Raw genomic sequence first — 17,561 nt, forward strand, 5'->3', positions numbered from 1 at the left:
TTCATGGGGGTCACCCGTTTGGTCTTTCGCCGACTTGTGTTGCGGCACAGCAACAGCATGAAGAATATACCCCAATATCTCGTTGAAACAGTTACCTTTCAGGCGGCGGCTGGGACAGCTTTACCTCGTTGAATTGCGATTACGATTTCGGCTTTTTACCGTTTCGCGGACTTCTGAACAGGCAACACCGCTGGGGCGTCTATGTCATCATGTGTCCGCCGCCGCTTTGGGGTGTGCGCCCTGCGACGCAGACGACAGGGCGGCTTTATCTCGGTACCTTCGCGGCGGGGGTTTGGTTGGCTAGGGTCCTCGGGCGTGTCGCAGCTACTGAAGGCGCCTTTGGCCCATTTTTGAAGGAACGAGCGATGCGGGTGTGTCTGGCCAAATATTTCGGAGCACAACTTGGTCAGTTGTCTGGTGCAGCGGTGCGCAGCATGGGCGTTGTAGGCTTCAGTTTTCTGATACTGCCCGCTCCTGCCGCGGCATTCAACATGAGCACTCCAGGTCCAAACGCATCTGTGGCCGTTGGATCCTGCTCGCTGGTCGCCGACAAACAATTTGAACCTACCGGCGATGGATATGCTTTGTCTATTTCGGGTCCCGCTGGCGCCCGCCAACTTTTCGTAAATGAAAATGAGTTGATCATTGTCGAAACTTTCACCGACGAATGGATCTCCACGACCTGCGGTGTCTCTGGCGTCCAAAACCTTGAGGTGGTTGCACCGGTGGCGGGTTTGCCATTTTCGCAACAATCCCTGATGGCCATTTCATTCAACTACACCGATCCCGACGATGGATTGGTCTACTTTGCCTCGGGTCGCGTGGAGGGAGCCAGCGTCACGACCAGAACGGCGATGAAGATGCTCGAACCTGCTGCCGTGCTTGACCCGCCCATCGCAGCGTTCACCGTTTTCGGCGGCGGGGATTATACAGGCGTTCCAGTAACCGTCTTTTTCACCAATACCTCCACCGTCGATCCCGCCGCGACCGTTGTGACCTATGCTTGGGATTTCGGAAACGGCGGGTCCAGCACGGCGCGAAATCCTATCTACTCTTACACTGCGCCTGGCGACTACATGGTATCGCTGACGGTCTGCGACAGAACGCTGTGCGATACGACCACGCAAAACATTACCGTGCGCGGCGGTGCGTCATTCGCCACTGCGCTGTCAGGCCTGCCTGCCAACTTGAACGGGATCACGCAAGGAACGGTAACCTTTGCCAATGCCATCTCCCCCGCAGCCGCGACGGGCGCGCTTGAGTTGGCGGATTTCACGGTCAGTGGAGCAACGCTGGCGAACCTTTCTGCTGGGTCGGGGACTGGCCCGCAAACCTACACTTTCGATGTGATCCCCACCGGCGCCACAACGATCGAGATCAGACTGCTTGAAGACCGCGTTCGCGACGGAAATAATACCGGGAACGCTGCATCGAATACTTTGATTGCCACCTTCGATAATACTCCACCCACCGTCTCCATTTCCGGCACGCACGGCTTTCCCGGTGATCCGGTCGCCATCGAGATCGTGTTCGACGAGCCAGTGAGCGGCTTCGTCGCTGGCGACATCGAGGTCGCGGGTGGTGTGGTGTCGGCCTTCGTTAACACTTGCGGCAGTAACCCCTGCGCGCGCTTCACTGCCACCCTGACCGCCGAGGCGGGGCAGGAGTTCAGCTACAGCGCCCGCGTCCCGGCCAGTGTCGCGACCGATGCCGCGGGCAACCCGAACGAGGCCTCAGCGGCGTTCACGCCTCCGGCGCCCGACGGCAGCGCACCTGTGCTGACCATCACCGGCGTGCCCGACGGGTTCGTCGGGTCGCAGACCGTCGCGATCACGTTTGACTTCGGCGAGGATGTCTTCGGCTTCGAGGACAGCGACATTTCTGTCACCGGAGGCACGCTCGGCCCGATCAGCGGCGGGCGGCAGAGCTGGACGGCGGAACTGACCCTCGTGGGCACAGAGACGGTGACCATCAGCGTGGCCGCAGGTGCGGTGCAGGACGCGACCGGCACGCCAAGCCTGGCGGCCAGCGCCACAGGCCGTATCGCCAGCGACGAGGTCGCATCACGGTTGATCGGCGAGTTCATGGCCAGCCGTGCCTCGGCCCTGTTGGCGGCGCAGCCGAGGCTGTCGCGGTTTCTGACCAATTCCGGCGATCCGACAGGCAGCGTAAGCGTGACCCGCGGGGCGGGCGACATCCAGCTGTCCACGGGCATGCGCGGACCGATCTGGGTTGCGCTTGATGCACAATGGGGCGAGGCAGGCGAGGCCGAGACCAGTTACACACATCTCACCGTCGGTAGCCATGCGCCCCTTGGCGAGGCCACCATCCTGGGTGTCATGCTTCAGCTCGACCACGCCACCTCGCGCGAGGGTGTGGCCGAGATCGAAGGGACAGGTTGGCTGGTCGGCCCCTACTTCGCCACAGCGCTTGGTCAGGGGCCGCTTTACCTCGACGGGCGTGTGCTCTGGGGCGTGACCGATAACGAGATCAGCCCGCTCGGCACCTACACCGACAGCTTTGATACCGAACGCTGGCTTGCGACGCTGGCCCTTGCGGGTCGGATCGAGACGGCACGCGCCACGCTTCTGCCGCAGCTGCAATACGCTTATACCGAAGACCGGCAGGAGGCCTATCTGGACGGTCTGTCGAACCCGGTGGCGGCGCAGACCATCAGCCAGGGCGAGCTCAGCGCCAGCCTGGGATGGGAGGTGCCAGTCGGCGACCTGGGCCTCACACTGTTCACCGGCGAGGTGTCCGGAATCTGGGGCGTACAGGACGGCGGCGGGTCAGACTTCGACGGCAGCCGGGGACGGTTGGACCTGGGGCTCAGCCACCACACCGCAACCGGCCTGCAGATGACGGTAGGAGGCTATCTCGACGGGATCGGAAACGCCGCACTCACGCGCCATGGAGTGGAGTTGTCGCTGGACTGGCGGTTCTGACGGCATAGAAAATGCCAGAGGTCACGCCGGCAGGCCATGGAACATGGCAGGTTCATCTGATGGCTTGTCCGTAAGCGTTCGCTGGAGAGCACTAGCGTTGCAGATCGGCATGCATCCGCTTCGCCGTCCGGTGCTTCTTGGGTGATTTGCGCTGATCAGTTGTCGGCCATGCTGTAAGATGCTTGGCGTAAGGGCCCAGCTTGCTGGGACGATCCGGCGCCTGAAACGCAGGCTTAACACTCCCCCCTGCAGATACTTTTTGATCGTGCTGCGAGACACGCCTGTCCGCCGCGCGATCTCACGAATGGGCATCGTCTCTCGCAGCGCCTATCGCCGAATAACTTTCAAAAGTCCCGTTTCTATCACGCCATGCGCCACCATTTGCTTCAAGCAGGGGAAAGGTTGCACATGGGTCCATTCTCAATGACATTTTTACGGGCGCGGCGTCAGTTCTCAGTGACAATCAACAGAGACGGCGCATGGGGGGGCGTATCACCCACAGCCCCCATCTTTGCCTTTGTACCCTGCCCGTCACCGCTGGCCTGTTCTTGGCGGTTTGCGGGCGGTCGCATTCAGCGACCGCCGCGCTACCCGAGGATTTCGGTGACTTTTGCCTACATGCAGGCCGCGAACAGGGCGCGGGTATTGTCGCGAGTCATTTCGACCGGATTGCCGCCGCAGGACGGATCAAGCAGCGCCATCTCGGTCAGCTCGTCCAGCCGGTCGGCCTGCACGCCAAGTGCTGTCAGGTTGGCAGGGATCGACAGGCTGGCGCGCAGGTCCATCACATGGGCGTAAAACCCGTCAAAGCCGCCCGCGATGCCCAGATAGGCGGCGGCGCGGTTGATCTTGTCCTCGATCACGGGACGGTTGAAATCCAGCACCATCGGCATGACCACAGCATTCGTCGTGCCGTGGTGGGTGTTGTAGACCGCCCCAATCGGATGGCTCAGACTGTGGATCGCGCCCAGCCCTTTCTGGAAGGCAACAGCACCCATCGCCGCCGCTGACATCATGTTGGCGCGTGCCTCCAGATCATCGGGGGTGGCATAGGCGCGCGGCAGGTTTTCGATCACCAGCCGCATGCCTTCCAATGCGATACCCTGGCTCATCGGGTGGTAATGGGGACTGCAATAGGCCTCCAGACAATGGGCGAGCGCGTCCATGCCGGTGCCTGCGGTGATAAAGGCAGGCATGCCGACGGTCAGGGCGGGATCGCACAGGGTCACGGTGGGCATCAGCTTGGGATGAAAGATGATCTTTTTGCGGTGTGTGGCGCTGTCGGTCAGCACACCGGCGCGCCCGACTTCGGACCCTGTGCCGGCAGTCGTGGGCACGGCGATGATCGGCGCGATGGTGGCGGGGTTGGCGCGGGTCCACCAGTCGCCGATATCCTCCAGATCCCAGATGCCGACGGGCTGATCCACCATCAGCGCGATCAGCTTGCCAAGGTCGAGGGCGGAGCCACCGCCAAAGGCGATCACCCCGTCATGCCCGCCGTCGCGGTAGACCGCGAGACCCGCATCTAGGTTCGCCTCGGTCGGGTTCGCGTCGACTTGCGAAAACACCGCGCGGCCAAGGCCTGCGGCCTCCAGCAGGTCCAGCGCCTGCGCCGTGATCGGCAGGCTGGCCAGCGCCTTGTCGGTGACCAGCAGGGGCCGCATGATGCCTGCCCCCTTGCACAGATCAGGCAGTTCGGAAATCCGGCCCACCCCGAATTTGATGGCGGTCGGATAGCTCCAGTTAGCAGTGAATGTCATGTCTCAGGCCTTTTTGAGGTGATAGGATTTGGCACGCGTCAGCGCCAGATAGCCAAGTTCGGATAGGGCGGCACCGCGCCCGGTATCCTTGCAGCCGGTCCAGCAGAGCGCGGGGTCCAGATAATCGCAGCGGTTCATCAGCACGGTGCCGGTCTGGATTTGACCGCCGATCTGCCGCGCGGCGGCCGTGTCGCGGGTCCAGATGGATGCGGTCAGGCCATAGGCGCAATCGTTCATCAGGCGGATCGCCTCGGCATCGTCCTTGACGGGCATGATGCCGACGACGGGGCCAAAACTTTCCTCGCGCATCACGCGCATGTCGTGGGTAACATGGGTCAGGATTTGTGGGGCGAGATAGGCACCGCCGTCGTCCGCGGGGAACTCGGACACATCAATCAGCGCATGTGCGCCTTGGGCGACAGCCTCGGCCACCTGTTCGCGCACGATGGCGGCAAAGCGTTTATGCGCCATCGGGCCCATCGTCGTATCCTGATCCAGCGGATTGCCAAGGCGCTGGGCGCGCACCCATGCGACGGCCTTTTCGACGAAAGCATCGTACAGGCTTTCATGCACATAGATCCGTTCGATCCCGCAGCAGCATTGGCCGGAATTGAACATCGCGCCATCCATCAATCCATCGACAGCGGCGTCCAGATCGGCGTCGGACCGGACATAGCCGGGGTCCTTGCCGCCCAGTTCCAGCCCTGTGCCGCTGAACGTGCCAGCGGCGGCCTTTTCAATTGCACGGCCGCCACCGACCGATCCGGTGAAGTTAATGAAATCGAAAGACCGATCCGCGATCAGCGCTTCGGTCGTGGCATGGTCGAGCACGACGTTCTGGAACACATCCTGCGGCACGCCTGCGGCATGGAATGCCTGCGCGAGACGTTCGCCCGCAAGCAAGGTCTGGCTGGCATGTTTCAGCACCACGGCATTGCCCGCGATCAGGGCGGGAACGATGGTGTTGACCGCCGTCAGGAACGGATAGTTCCACGGCGCGATGACAAACACCAATCCTTGCGCTTCGCGCGCGATCAGGCGGGTGAATTTGGCGCTATCCTCGACCACTTCATCGGCCAGCACATCGGCGGCGATGCTGGCCATGTAGTTGGACCGTTCGCGCACACCGCCGAATTCGCCGCCATAGCGCACAGGGCGGCCCATCTGCCATGCCAGTTCCGGCACAATCTCTGCGGCCATACCTTCGAGTGCGGTGATCCCCGCCAGCACTGTGGCAATCCGCGCATCAAGCGGCTGTGCGGCCCATGCGGTTTGGGCCTTGCGCGCGCGGGCGACAGCGGCCTGCGCATCGGCCAATGGCAGTGCCGTGCGTTCGGCATAAACCGACCCGTCCACGGGTGAAATCAAACTGATCGTTGTCATCAAAGCTCCTGTAGTGCTGTGGTCCGGGCCTAGCCCCGTTCCAGCAACCGCTGCCGTTCAAAATCGGTGACGACGCGGTCATGTTCTTCAATCTCCCACCTTGCGGCGCGGGTGTAATGATCCACCACATCATCGCCCAAGGCTGCGCGCAGCATGGCGGACCCTTCCAGCAAGTCCGCAGATTCGCGCAAGGTTTTCGGTATCTCGCGCGCAGTCGCATTGCTATAGTTGTCGCCCTGCATTTCGGGTTCGAGCTCCATCTTGCCTTCGATCCCCGCCAGACCTGCCGCCAGCAAGGCCGCACAGGCGAGATAGGGGTTCAGGTCCGCGCCACCGATCCGGCATTCCACGCGCACAGCCTTTGTGCCATCGCCACAAACACGGAAACCGGCGGTGCGGTTATCCAGCGACCAGACCGCTTTGGTCGGGGCGAACATGCCGACACAGAACCGTTTGTAGCTGTTCACATAAGGCGCCAGCAGCGCCGTGATTTCACGCGCATGGGCCAGTTGGCCTGCCATATACTGCCGCATCAGCGCGGACATGCCATGTTCTGCGTCCTTGTCCAAAAACGCAGGCTGGCCATCCATCGTCCAGAGCGATTGATGCACATGGCTGGACGATCCCGCGCGGCGGTGGTCATATTTCGCCATGAAGGTTACGGATTTGCCAAGGCTATGCGCGATTTCCTTGGTCGCCTGTTTGGTGATGACATGGAAATCCGCTGTCGTGACCATCTGGTCATAGCGGATGTTGATTTCTTCCTGTCCGGCCTCTGCCTCGCCTTTGGAATTCTCCACGGGGATGCCCGCACCGTAAAGCCCGTTGCGCAGGGCGCGCATCAGCGGTTCTTCCTTGGTGGTCTGGAACAGATGGTAATCTTCGTTATAGGCCGACACGGGCGTCAGATGATCGGTGCCGCCATCGCGCAGGGCGTCATAGCTTTGCTCGAAAATGTAGAATTCCAGTTCCGTCGCGGCCATCGGTTGATAGCCCAGCGCCTGTGCGCGGGCGACCTGCCGTTTCAGGATCGCGCGGGGGGAAATGGCGATTTCCTGATGCGTGTGATGGTCCAGCATATCGCAGAGCACCAGCGCCGTGCCGGGCAGCCATGGCACACGGCGCAGGGTGGCTAGGTCGGGTTTCATCGTGTAATCGCCATACCCCTTCGCCCAAGAGGTCGAGGCATAGCCCGCGACCGTCACCATCTCCATATCCGTGGCGAAAAGGTAGTTGCAGCAATGCGTTTCCTTGTAGCCGGACTCCAGAAAATGCGCGGCATGGAACCGTTTGCCGACCAAGCGGCCCTGCATGTCGGGCGCGGCGACCAGCACGGTGTCGATTTCGCCCGCGTCAAAAGCGGCGCGCAATTCATCCAAAGTCATCAGTCCCGGCATGGTCATTGCCCCTTTATTTCTGTCTTTGCGTCAGTGGAGGATGGGGGCGAACCCCCATCCCATTGGATTACGAATACCGATACGGCCGTCCGGCCTTATCCATCGCGGCGTTATAGTTGCGGAAAATCTCGACCACCTTGGCTTTGGTTTCAGATTCTGCTGCGATTTCTTCCCAGAATGCGCGCGCTGCAGTTTCGACTGTGGCCCATTCAGCGTCAGGGATCGATGTCAGTTCCAGCTTTTCGCTTTCGGTGCGCAAGCGCGCTTCGCCCGCCCAATACCAATGCTGACGGTAGTAATGCGATTGTTCAAAACAGGTGGTCATCAGCGCCTGCAAATGCGGCGGCAATTCATTCCAGCGGTCCATGTTGGAAAAGAAATGCCCGATCCACGCGCCGGAAATGTTGTTGGTCAGGAAATGCGACGTGATATCGGCCCAGCCAACCTCGTGCGCCTCGGTGATTCCGCACCATGCCACACCGTCGATTTCGCGGGTCTGCAGGGCAATTTCAACGTCTTCCCACGGCACGGTGACCGGCACGACGCCGAATTGCGACAGGAACCGACCGGCGGTGGGGAAGGTGAATACCCGCTTGCCCTGCAGATCGGCCAGCGACGTGATCGGGGACGATGTGATGAAATGGCAAGGGTCCCATGATCCGGCAGAGATGTGTTTCACGCCGACCTTGGCATATTCTTCGGCCCAGATTTCATTCAGGCCCCAATTGTTGAACAAGGCCGGCACGTCCAGACTGTAGCGGCTGGCAAACGGGAAGTAGCCGCCGAACACAGTGACTTCGGTAGGCGAAGCCATGCTGTCGTCGTCCGATTGCACGGCGTCGATGGTGCCGCGCTGCATCGCCTGAAACAGCTCTCCGGTTGGGACAAGCTGGTCGGCGTAGAACAAGTCGATCTGCATTTCATCGCCCGCGATGGCGTTGAACATGTCAATCGCGGGTTTTGCCACCTGCGCGCCCAGCGAGGCACCGGCATAGGTTTGCATCCGCCAGCGGATGGTGGATTGCGCGTGAACCGCAGGGGCGGCTAACGCAGCGGCACCGCCAAGGGCGCCGGTGGTCAGGAACTTGCGTCTTGTCGTGGTCATGATCTTTCCTTCCGGTTGGTTGAAAATAAGGCGGGTTCACCCGCTCTTCGTCGTAATTCAGGGAAACAGAACGCCGGGCAGCCAGAGCGCGATCTGCGGAAACGCCATCACAAGGCCCAGCCCGATGATCATCACCCCCACGAACGGGATGATGGACCGATAAATCTCGGCCAAGGTGACCTCTTTAGGGGCCATGGCGCGCATCAAAAACAGGTTATAGCCAAAAGGTGGTGTCATATAGGCAATCTGGCAGGTGATCGTGTAAAGCACGCCATACCAGATCAGGTTGAATTCCAGCATCTGCACGATCGGCACGTAAAGCGGCGCGACAATCACCAGCATCGCGGTATCGTCCAGAAACATGCCCATCAGCAGGAAAGACACCTGCATCAGGATCAGGATTTCCCAGCGGCCAAGGCCCAGATTGTCCATGAACAGCGCCCGCACGAAATCCACCGCGCGCAGCCCGTCAAAGACAGCGCCAAAGGCCAGTGCGGCAAGGATGATCCACAAAAACATGCACGAAATCGCCAAGGTTTTCTTTGTGCAGGTTTCCAGTATCGCCCAAGTCATCCGCCCCTTGGCAACGCTGACGATCAAGGCGGAAATCGCGCCAACAACAGCACTTTCAACCAGTCGGGTATAGCCCAGCAGAAACGGCACCATCATCACCGCGAAAATGCCCAAAGGCATCAGCCCCGCCAACAACAGCATATATTTTTCGCGCTTGGTGACCTGCGCCAGTTCGTCGGGGTCGATCACCGGGCCAAGGGACGGGTTCATCCGGCACCGCAGCCAGATATAGATGATGAACAACACCGCCAGCATTAGCCCCGGGATCAGTCCCGCCGCCCACAGATGCGTCACGGGCTGGCGGGCGATCATCGCGTAAAGCACCAGCACGACGGATGGCGGCACAAGGATGCCAAGCGACGATCCCGCCTGAATGACGCCTGTCACCATCAGCTTGTCATAATTCCGCTTGAGCAGTTCCGGCAGCGCAATCGTGGCCCCAATCGCCATGCCCGCGACGCTAAGCCCGTTCATCGCAGAGATCAGCACCATCAGCAGGATCGTCCCGATGGCCAGCCCGCCGGGGACAGGGCCAAACCAGACGTGAAACATCCGGTAAAGATCATCCGCGAGTTTGCTTTCCGACAGCACATAGCCCATGAAAATGAACATCGGCAGCGTCATCAGCGGGAACCAGTTCATCAGCTTGATGGTCTGGGCAAAAGCCAGATCATGCCCGCCGCGATCCCCCCAAAGCCAGACCGCCGCGACGACAGCGACAAAGCCGATGACACCGAACATCCGCTGACCGGTCAGCATCACGGCCAGCATCGACCCGAACATCAATGCGGCGATCATTTCATAGGGCATTGGTGTCACGCTCCGCGATTTTGATGCCCCGCAGGGTGGCGATATCCCGGATCAGAAAGGCGCTGCATTGCAGGATCATCAGGAGGATGCCGATACACATGACGATCTTGATCGGCGCCATGTAAGGCTGCCAAAGGCCGCGCCGCCGTTCGCCGTATTCGAGCGCGAATTGCGTGCTTTCGATCCCGCCCCACAAAAGGACGCCAAGGTAGACGATCAAGGTGAAAATCGTAATGCAATCTACCGCCGCCTTGGTCTTGTCCGACCAGCGGTCATACAGCAGGTCCATGCGCACAGCCGAACCCATCTGCAAGGAATACGCCCCGCCCAGCATGAAATAGCCCACCAGCAGAAACTGTGCCATTTCATCGGTCCAGATCTGCGGCGAGAATCCCGCACGCGCCACAGCGCCCCAAGCAAGGATGCCCATCAGCGCAAACAAGCTCCACATGGCGAGCCGCCCGACGCGGTAATTCACCGCCTCCACGAAATGCAGATAGGCCATCACAGGGCGGGGCATGGCACCTCCACCGTCTGGGCAATTGCGCGGGTGAGCACGGGGGCAAGGCGGGATGCAATGGCCGATTGCGCCTCTGGCGTGGCGATCAGATCATTGCGGATTTCAAGCATCGCATTGTCCAACCCGTAAGGCAGGGCATGCAGGCGCAGGGTGTGGGTGACATGATCCGCCGCCGAATAAGGCGCGTTCAGTTCGGTCCGCAGGCCCAGATCACCTGCTTCTGCCACGATGCGCTGCGCCAATGCGGGCAGGTTGTCATGGATCACGCCGCATTCGACGCTGCGGGGGATGCCATGCCATGTCGGTGAGAACGAATGAACGGTCAGCACAACAGGCCGCTGGCCCAACGCCAGCGCACGGGCAATGCGGGCGCGGACAAGGTTATGGAACGGCAGATACAGCCTTTCCATCCGCGCCAGCCGATCGGCCATGCTGATGCCAGCATTCATCGGCACCGGATAAAGCTCTGACTGGGTTGGGCAGGCATCGGGGCGGTCGGGGCTGCGGTTCAGATCATAGATCAGCCGCGACAAGGGCGCATGGATCAGCTCTGCCCCGCCATGTTGCTGCGCCAAAAGCGGGCCAAGCGCGCGGGCCAGACCCAAAGCGCCCGGATCGCTGGCCGCATGGGATGCCAGCAGGTCGGGGGCGGCATCTGTCCAAGGCGGGGTGACATCGTTCGAAGCATGTTCGCAGATCAGGATCACGCCGGGCGCCGTTTCACCCGGATCACCCAAGTGAGTCCAGCCGATCACGCCGCCTGCCCAATCTGACCCTGTCATGATCTGCATCCCCGGCAGGTTGAAGGTGAACTTGGGTGAAGGCTGCACCGGCTTCCAATTTTGTGTCAAGTATATTTCCTTTCTTTCTTTTCTGAAACACTTGTTACAGAATGGCACACAAACAGGATGGACCGATGACCCAGTTTCAAGCTCTCGAAGACCGGTTGCGCGCTGCCATGCCCCAAATGACCCGCGCAGAAAGGCAACTGGCCAGCCATATGCTGGGGAACTTTCCGCTGTCGGTGCTGGGCAGTGTGGCGGATATTGCGCAGGATGCGGGTGTGTCCGCCCCCACTGTCGTGCGGTTCGTGCGCAAGATCGGGTTCAGCGGCTACCCCGAATTTCGCGCGCAACTGCACGAGGAAATGGGCGAGCGGCTCGCCTCGCCCATCGCAAAGCATGAAAAATGGGCGGATATGTCAGAAATTGACCATCCGCTGAACCGCTTTGCCCTGCGGGTGATCGAGAATCTGAATCAGACGTTAAGTCAGCAAGACCTGCGCGCATTCGATGCGGTGCGTGACCTGCTGGCAGACAAGTCGCGGTCGGTTTACCTGATCGGCGGGCGGCTGACACGGTCGATTGCCGAATATTTCACCACTGCCCTGCATGTGATGCGATCCGATGTCACGCTGCTGTCCAGCCTGCCCAACACATGGCCACCTGCCTTGCTGGATATGTCAGAAGGCGATGTGCTGGTCGTGTTCGATATCCGCAGATACGAGCCATCCATGCAGCAATTCGCGGAATTGGCCCGCGCGCAAGGGGTCGAGGTGGTTCTGCTGACCGACCGCTGGGTATCGCCCAGCGCGGGGGTAGCGCAGCATATCCTGACAAGCCAGATCGAGGTGCCATCGGCGTGGGACACCATCGTCCCGCTGGTCGCATTGGTCGAGGCGTTGTTATCGGCCATTCAGGACACGAACTGGCGCGACACCCGCGAACGCATGGAACGGATGGAACGGTTCTACGAAGAAATGCTGCTGTTCAAAAGGATGCGTTGACCTGCCAGACATCGAAATCAGTTGCAACGCAGGTTCCGACAGTCCCGTCGCGATGGCATGCCTGGGTGCAGTCGGTTTTGTCAGCCGCAGTATCCCCTGTGAGGATCCGCTAGCGGTGGTTTGCCCCCACGGACGTGGTCCACTGACTGGGATTGTATTGTCCCGTTTCAGGAGGACCAAAGATGGCTGAAAAGAGAGACAAACCCGCCGTTCGGGTTTTTGCGCCAGCAACCGATGTTGCAGGTTTCAGCCTACGTAGCTTCTGCTGTTTCATGTCTTCAACGATCAAGGTCGATTGAGGCGGTTTGCCAAAGCCGTTACAGCTTTTTTGCAGCAACTATGTTGGGGACGCAGCATGTTCGAAGTCATCTGTATCTCTTTTGCGTTATTTTTTTCGGGCTTGCGGTAAGGCAGGTTGGCTTGCCACCGCTGGTTGGCTTTCTTGCCGCCGGTTTTGCAGTGAATGCGGTTGGGCCAAGCCTTGGCTTGCCTGCGGAAACCGGCGAGATCCTGAAATATGTCGCGCATCTGGGCGTGCTTCTCTTGTTGTTTGCGGTGGGCCTCAAGCTGCAGCTGGAACAGGTGGTGCAGCCGCAGGTGCTGGGCGGGTCGCTGATCCATTTCGCGATCACAGCAACCGTATTCACCTTGGGCCTTGCCCTTTTCCTGCAGCTTGACTGGAACACGGCCTTGCTACTGGCCATTGCCTTGTCGTTTTCATCGACAGTGTTTTCGGCAAAGATCCTCGAGGCAAAGCGTGATCTTGGGTCGTTTTACGGCCGCACCGCGATTGGCATCCTGATCGTGCAGGACATTGTCGCGCTGGTGGTGCTGGGCATCTGGGGCGGGCAGACGCCGACCATTTGGGCGCTGGCTGTCTTTGCCATTCCGCTGCTGCGCCCTGTTCTGCACTGGCTGCTGGATTTCACCGGCCATGACGAGCTTTTGGTCCTGATGGGGATGCTGCTGGCGCTGGTCGTGGGCGGCATGGGGTTCGAAAGCGTGGGGCTCAGTTCCGAAATCGGCGCGCTGGTCATGGGGCTTTTGCTGTCGACGCATCGCCGTGCAAAAGAGCTTTCTGACGCGCTTTGGGCTTTGAAAGAGGTATTCCTTGTAGGGTTCTTCCTGCAAATCGGAATGTCGGGTTTGCCCGATCTCGGGGACATGATCTTTGCGGTGGTTTTCGCGCTCATCCTGCCGCTCAAAGGGGTGCTGTTCTTTTTCCTGTTGATGCTGTTTCGCATGCGCGCACGCACGTCGTTTATGGCCGCTGCAAGCCTGACCGCCTATAGCGAGTTCGGCCTGATCGTGGCGGCGGGTGTCCTGACCGAATGGCTGGTGCCGCTGGCGGTTGCGGTCAGCCTGTCGTTTGTGGTGTCTGCGCCGCTGAACCGGCTGGCGCAGCGGTTGTTTGAACGCCACGAAACGCGCCTGCAGCGGTTCGAGGCGTCACGTGTGCATGTGGACGAATTGCCGACCGATCTTGGTGATGCGCGCATTCTGATACTTGGCATGGGGCGCACCGGCTCGGCGGCCTATGATCATCTCAGCCCCACCTGCGACAAGATCGTGGCGATTGATGCCGATACCTACAAGACGCAGGCACATTGCGACGCTGGCCGGAACGTGCTTTTTGCGGATGTCGAGGATGCAAGTTTCTGGCGCGGACTTGATGTCTCAAAGCTGGAAGCGGTGATCCTTGCCATGGACAGTGTCGAGGCAAAGGAATGTTCCGCGCGCGCCCTGCGCAGAAACGGCTTTGCGGGGCCGATCGTGTCGCATGCCCTGTATGAAGACCATATCGACCGCCTGAAATCGGCGGGCGCGACGCATACCTATCTGACGATGAACCAGGCCGTTATGGGTCTTGCCGATCGTGCCGCGCGCGCGATCAATCTGGGCACGCTCGCCGATGAAAGCGCATGATTTTGGCAATAGCGTTTTTGCCTGTCTGATGCCGCCCGATTTAGACAGGAACGTTATCTGTCGCGTTCGGGATGCCAGTAGCGTTGCATCATCAGATAGGTGAAGGATGCCGACCACGTAATCAGAAGAAACCCGTTCAACGCCTCTATCCCGACAAGAACCCTGATCGGACCTTTGGGTTAGACATCGCCGATCCCCAGCGTTGTGTAGCTGGTCAGCGAGAAGTAGAAAAAGTCGAGCGTTGTCGCCCCGAAATCGCCCTGAATGCTGCCGAAACCGGCCCTGTCATGCAGCGCGGCAAAAGCCACAGCATAAAGCGAGATTTCAACCAGATGGGCCGCGAAACACATCGCGATCACCACCAGCACGCGCTGGCGTGGCTTGATCCGCAACCGCGGCAGAAGGCGGCCTGTGAAGCGCAGTGCCTCGTAATGGACAAGGACGGTGGCAGCGATCAGCAGCCCCGCAGTGGCAAAGATGATGGCTGTGGTCATATGCTTGGTGCATTCCTGTCGTGCCTATACCTCGCCATATAGCGACTGGCGGCCGTCATGTCGCGCGCATGTTGACCGGCGGCACTTTGCCCTTGCCGGGGTTTTGCCATCGACAACAAAAGTGCCGCACCGCAGCGTCGGGGGTCCGGATAGCAGTCTGACAGGGTCGTCTTATGGCAAAAGAAACACGCAGCTTCGCCGTAATCGGATTGGGGGCGTTCGGCTCGGCCGTGGCGTCCGAACTCGCACGGTTCGGCAATCAGGTCATGGGCGTCGATCTGGACGAACGGCGCGTCGGGCAGATGGCAAACACGCTGGACAGCTGCGTCATCCTTGACACAACCGATGATGTCGCCCTGCGCGAAGCGGGGGTTGATCAATATGATGTCGCGCTTGTCGCGATCGGGCGCGATATTCAGGCCAGCATCCTGACGACCATGAACATGAAGATGCTGGGCGTCGAGACGATCTGGGTCAAAGCATCCAACAAGACCCATCACCGTATCCTGTCGAAACTGAGCGCGGACCGCGTGATCCTGCCGGAACAGGAAATGGGACGCCATGTGGCACAGATGCTCAACAACCCTGTGGTTCAGGATTACGTCGGTCTGGGCAACGGCTATAGCGTCGTGAACATCGTCATTCCCGAACGGCTGCAGGGCAAACCGCTCAAGGCGCTGGGCATCGGTGAAAAGTTCGATCTGCGCCCGCTTGGTCTGATGCGCGGGACAGAATATCACGCCTGCGAGGGGCTGGATCTGGTGCTGGAGGAATCCGACAAGCTGATCGTTCTGGGCAAACGGCCAGAGCTGCGGCGCTTTGGCGATGCGCTTTGACGCGGCAAGGGTGACCCCGTGATATCCCCCGCGACACGCTTTTTCCGCAAGATCGGCAACCTGCCGCCACCGCTGATCCTGTCATTGCTCTATGCGGTTCTGATCGCCTTTGGCGCGCTGCTGCTGATGTTGCCCGTTGCGCGGACGGTGCCGATCACGTGGTCGGACGCGATATTCACCTCGGCATCCGCTGTCACGGTGACCGGCCTTGTCGTGATCGACACCGGGGCCGACCTGACGGTGTTCGGTCAGGCTGTTGTAGCCTTCCTGATCCAGATGGGCGGTCTGGGGCTAATGACATTCGCGGTTCTGATCCTTGGCGCACTGGGGATGCAGGTGGGGATCACTGGCAAGATCTTCCTGCGCGACGACCTGAACCAAAGCTCTGTCAGCCAGTTGTCGCAGCTGGTGCTGACGATCTTCAAAGTGGTCGTGGTCTGCGAACTGGTGGGCGCGGTGCTGCTGGCTTTTGTATTCGTGCCGGAATTCGGTCTGTGGAAAGGGCTGTGGGAATCGGTTTTCCATTCCATATCCGCCTTCAACAACGCGGGCTTTTCGACCTTTCCCGACGGGCTGGTCCCCTATGCCACGAATGTCGTCGTCAATATCGTGATCCCCGCGCTCTTTATCATCGGGGGGATCGGCTATGTCGTGCTGCACGATATCTTTTCGCAAAAGCGCTGGCGGGCATAGTCGCTGCACACCAAGATCATGCTGGTGGGCACGGCGATCCTGATCCCGTGGTCGGTGGGCATGTTCGCGCTGCTGGAATGGACCAATCCGGGCACCCTTGGCCAGTTCGACAGCACCGCTGCCAAGCTGACGGTCAGCTGGTTTCAAGGAGTGACAACCCGCACCGCCGGTTTCAACACAACCGATATCGGCGCGCTGCATGACAGCACGTCGATGATGTTCATCTCGCTCATGCTGATCGGCGGCGGGCCTGCATCGACGGCAGGGGGCATCAAGGTGACGACCTTTGTGGTGATGATCATCGCGACGGTCGCTTTTTTCAGGCGGCAACAGCAGCTGCACGCATTCGGGCGCAGCATCGCGCTGGATCAGGTGCTCAAGGTCATGGCACTGACGGCAATCAGTCTTGTGCTTGTTTTCGTCGGAATATTCCTGCTGACCGCCTCGCATGACGGCCATTTCCTTGACATCAGTTTCGAGGTGGCAAGCGCCTTCGGCACTGTCGGCCTGTCGCGCGGCTATACGGGTGAACTGAATGATTTCGGTCGTGCTGTGATCGTAGCGATCATGTTTCTGGGGCGCGTCGGCCCGCTGACGCTGGGGTTTTTCCTTGCCACCCGCGTTGTGCCGCGTGTGCGCTATCCCGAAGGACGGGTCTATCTTGGGTGAGCTTTTGCCGAGGATTGACTTGGTGATGCTATCAGAGTTCAGAATCGGATTGGCGGGGCAATGTACATGCCTCCGCTAGGGTCAGAACTCATAGCCAATAGATGACTGTTGCCGCGAGAGCGATGGTGGAGAAAAAGGTCATTGGGCATCGGTCGTATCCGGTTGCGACACGTCGCCAATTCTTGTGCCTGCCCAACATGATCTCGATGCGGCTGCGTCGCCTGTAGCGGCGCTTGTCATACGTCACCGGTGACTTACGCTGCTTTCGTCCGGGGATGCGGGCGCGTATCCCCTTGTCTTGCAACGCGTCTCTGAACCAATCAGCGTCGTAACCCCAGTGCAGCCAGTCCGTATCCGTCAGGCTGAAGAGCAGTGCCCGTGCCCCGATGCAATCGCTGACCCGTCCGGCAGAGACACAGACGTTGATCGGACGGCCCTTGCTGTCGCAGATGGCATGTGGCTTGGCGTTCATCCCGCCTTTGGTGCGGCCGATCAGGCGGCCACGCCCCCCTTTTTCCGCGCCCAGACTGGACGCTGTGCGCCGTGCCTTCAGGTAGGTTGCGTCGATCATCAACGCGAGGCGCACCATGAGAGTTCGGAAAGCAAGGCACCAATCGCGCAATCTGCGCTTCGGTCAGCCAGAAGAGATCAGACATGTCACCAC

Annotated in this window: 13 protein-coding genes and 2 pseudogenes; 5 read left to right on the plus strand and 10 right to left on the minus strand. The window is 60.2% G+C overall.

The genetic code is table 11. From position 1 onward, the window contains the following. Nucleotides 1-638 precede the first annotated feature (638 nt). Nucleotides 639-2,945, plus strand: a complete 2,307-nt coding sequence (locus tag VCK47_RS07090; RefSeq protein ID WP_322891708.1) for an Ig-like domain-containing protein — start codon at nucleotides 639-641, stop codon at nucleotides 2,943-2,945. Nucleotides 2,946-2,966: 21 nt separating this feature from the next. Here VCK47_RS07090 and VCK47_RS07095 read toward each other — a convergent pair whose 3' ends face one another. From VCK47_RS07095 to VCK47_RS07130, 8 genes are all read right to left on the minus strand, one after another. Beyond that, entirely contained in the window at nucleotides 2,967-3,257 is a 291-nt protein-coding gene (locus VCK47_RS07095; RefSeq protein ID WP_322891709.1) for a helix-turn-helix domain-containing protein, read from the minus strand. 302 nt (nucleotides 3,258-3,559) lie between these two features. Beyond that, the gene (locus VCK47_RS07100) at nucleotides 3,560-4,705 is read right to left on the minus strand and encodes an iron-containing alcohol dehydrogenase (protein ID WP_322891710.1); all 1,146 of its coding nucleotides are present in this window, start codon (nucleotides 4,703-4,705) and stop codon (nucleotides 3,560-3,562) included. A 3-nt stretch (nucleotides 4,706-4,708) separates the two neighbouring features. Further along, nucleotides 4,709-6,088, minus strand: a complete 1,380-nt coding sequence (locus VCK47_RS07105) for an aldehyde dehydrogenase family protein (protein WP_416236653.1) — start codon at nucleotides 6,086-6,088, stop codon at nucleotides 4,709-4,711. A 29-nt stretch (nucleotides 6,089-6,117) separates the two neighbouring features. After that, nucleotides 6,118-7,485 carry a glutamine synthetase family protein gene (locus VCK47_RS07110; RefSeq protein WP_322891712.1) on the minus strand — a complete coding sequence of 456 codons (1,368 nt, stop codon included), beginning with the start codon at nucleotides 7,483-7,485 and terminating at the stop codon, nucleotides 6,118-6,120. A gap of 67 nt (nucleotides 7,486-7,552) precedes the next feature. Next, nucleotides 7,553-8,590, minus strand: a complete 1,038-nt coding sequence (locus VCK47_RS07115; protein ID WP_322891713.1) for a TRAP transporter substrate-binding protein — start codon at nucleotides 8,588-8,590, stop codon at nucleotides 7,553-7,555. A 57-nt stretch (nucleotides 8,591-8,647) separates the two neighbouring features. Next, nucleotides 8,648-9,973 (minus strand): TRAP transporter large permease, encoded by a 1,326-nt coding sequence (locus VCK47_RS07120; protein WP_322891714.1) that lies wholly within the window; start codon nucleotides 9,971-9,973, stop codon nucleotides 8,648-8,650. Then, nucleotides 9,963-10,493, minus strand: a complete 531-nt coding sequence (locus tag VCK47_RS07125; RefSeq protein ID WP_322891715.1) for a TRAP transporter small permease subunit — start codon at nucleotides 10,491-10,493, stop codon at nucleotides 9,963-9,965. Before VCK47_RS07125 ends, VCK47_RS07120 begins: the two co-directional genes overlap by 11 nt. After that, nucleotides 10,478-11,344 (minus strand): N-formylglutamate amidohydrolase, encoded by an 867-nt coding sequence (locus VCK47_RS07130; RefSeq protein ID WP_322891716.1) that lies wholly within the window; start codon nucleotides 11,342-11,344, stop codon nucleotides 10,478-10,480. Before VCK47_RS07130 ends, VCK47_RS07125 begins: the two co-directional genes overlap by 16 nt. Before the next feature lie 65 nt (nucleotides 11,345-11,409). Here VCK47_RS07130 and VCK47_RS07135 point away from each other — a divergent pair, with 65 nt between their 5' ends. Continuing rightward, nucleotides 11,410-12,279 (plus strand): MurR/RpiR family transcriptional regulator, encoded by an 870-nt coding sequence (locus VCK47_RS07135; protein WP_322891717.1) that lies wholly within the window; start codon nucleotides 11,410-11,412, stop codon nucleotides 12,277-12,279. Nucleotides 12,280-12,699: 420 nt separating this feature from the next. Further along, on the plus strand, nucleotides 12,700-14,205 hold the full coding sequence (locus tag VCK47_RS07140; RefSeq protein WP_322891718.1) for a cation:proton antiporter: 1,506 nt from the start codon (nucleotides 12,700-12,702) through the stop codon (nucleotides 14,203-14,205). 179 nt (nucleotides 14,206-14,384) lie between these two features. Here the strand turns inward: VCK47_RS07140 and VCK47_RS07145 are convergent, their stop codons facing one another. After that, nucleotides 14,385-14,699 carry a hypothetical protein gene (locus VCK47_RS07145; protein ID WP_322891719.1) on the minus strand — a complete coding sequence of 105 codons (315 nt, stop codon included), beginning with the start codon at nucleotides 14,697-14,699 and terminating at the stop codon, nucleotides 14,385-14,387. 173 nt (nucleotides 14,700-14,872) lie between these two features. Here VCK47_RS07145 and VCK47_RS07150 point away from each other — a divergent pair, with 173 nt between their 5' ends. Next, complete coding sequence (locus tag VCK47_RS07150; protein WP_322891720.1) at nucleotides 14,873-15,535, plus strand: TrkA family potassium uptake protein; 663 nt, start codon at nucleotides 14,873-14,875, stop codon at nucleotides 15,533-15,535. Nucleotides 15,536-15,553: 18 nt separating this feature from the next. Further along, a pseudogene (locus VCK47_RS07155) lies at nucleotides 15,554-16,897 on the plus strand (TrkH family potassium uptake protein). A gap of 88 nt (nucleotides 16,898-16,985) precedes the next feature. Here VCK47_RS07155 and VCK47_RS07160 read toward each other — a convergent pair. Further along, nucleotides 16,986-17,553 (minus strand): annotated as a pseudogene (locus VCK47_RS07160) (IS5 family transposase). Nucleotides 17,554-17,561: the final 8 nt, after the last annotated feature.

It is taken from the genome of Yoonia sp. 72 (genome assembly GCF_034652275.1).
Lineage (GTDB): Bacteria > Pseudomonadota > Alphaproteobacteria > Rhodobacterales > Rhodobacteraceae > Yoonia.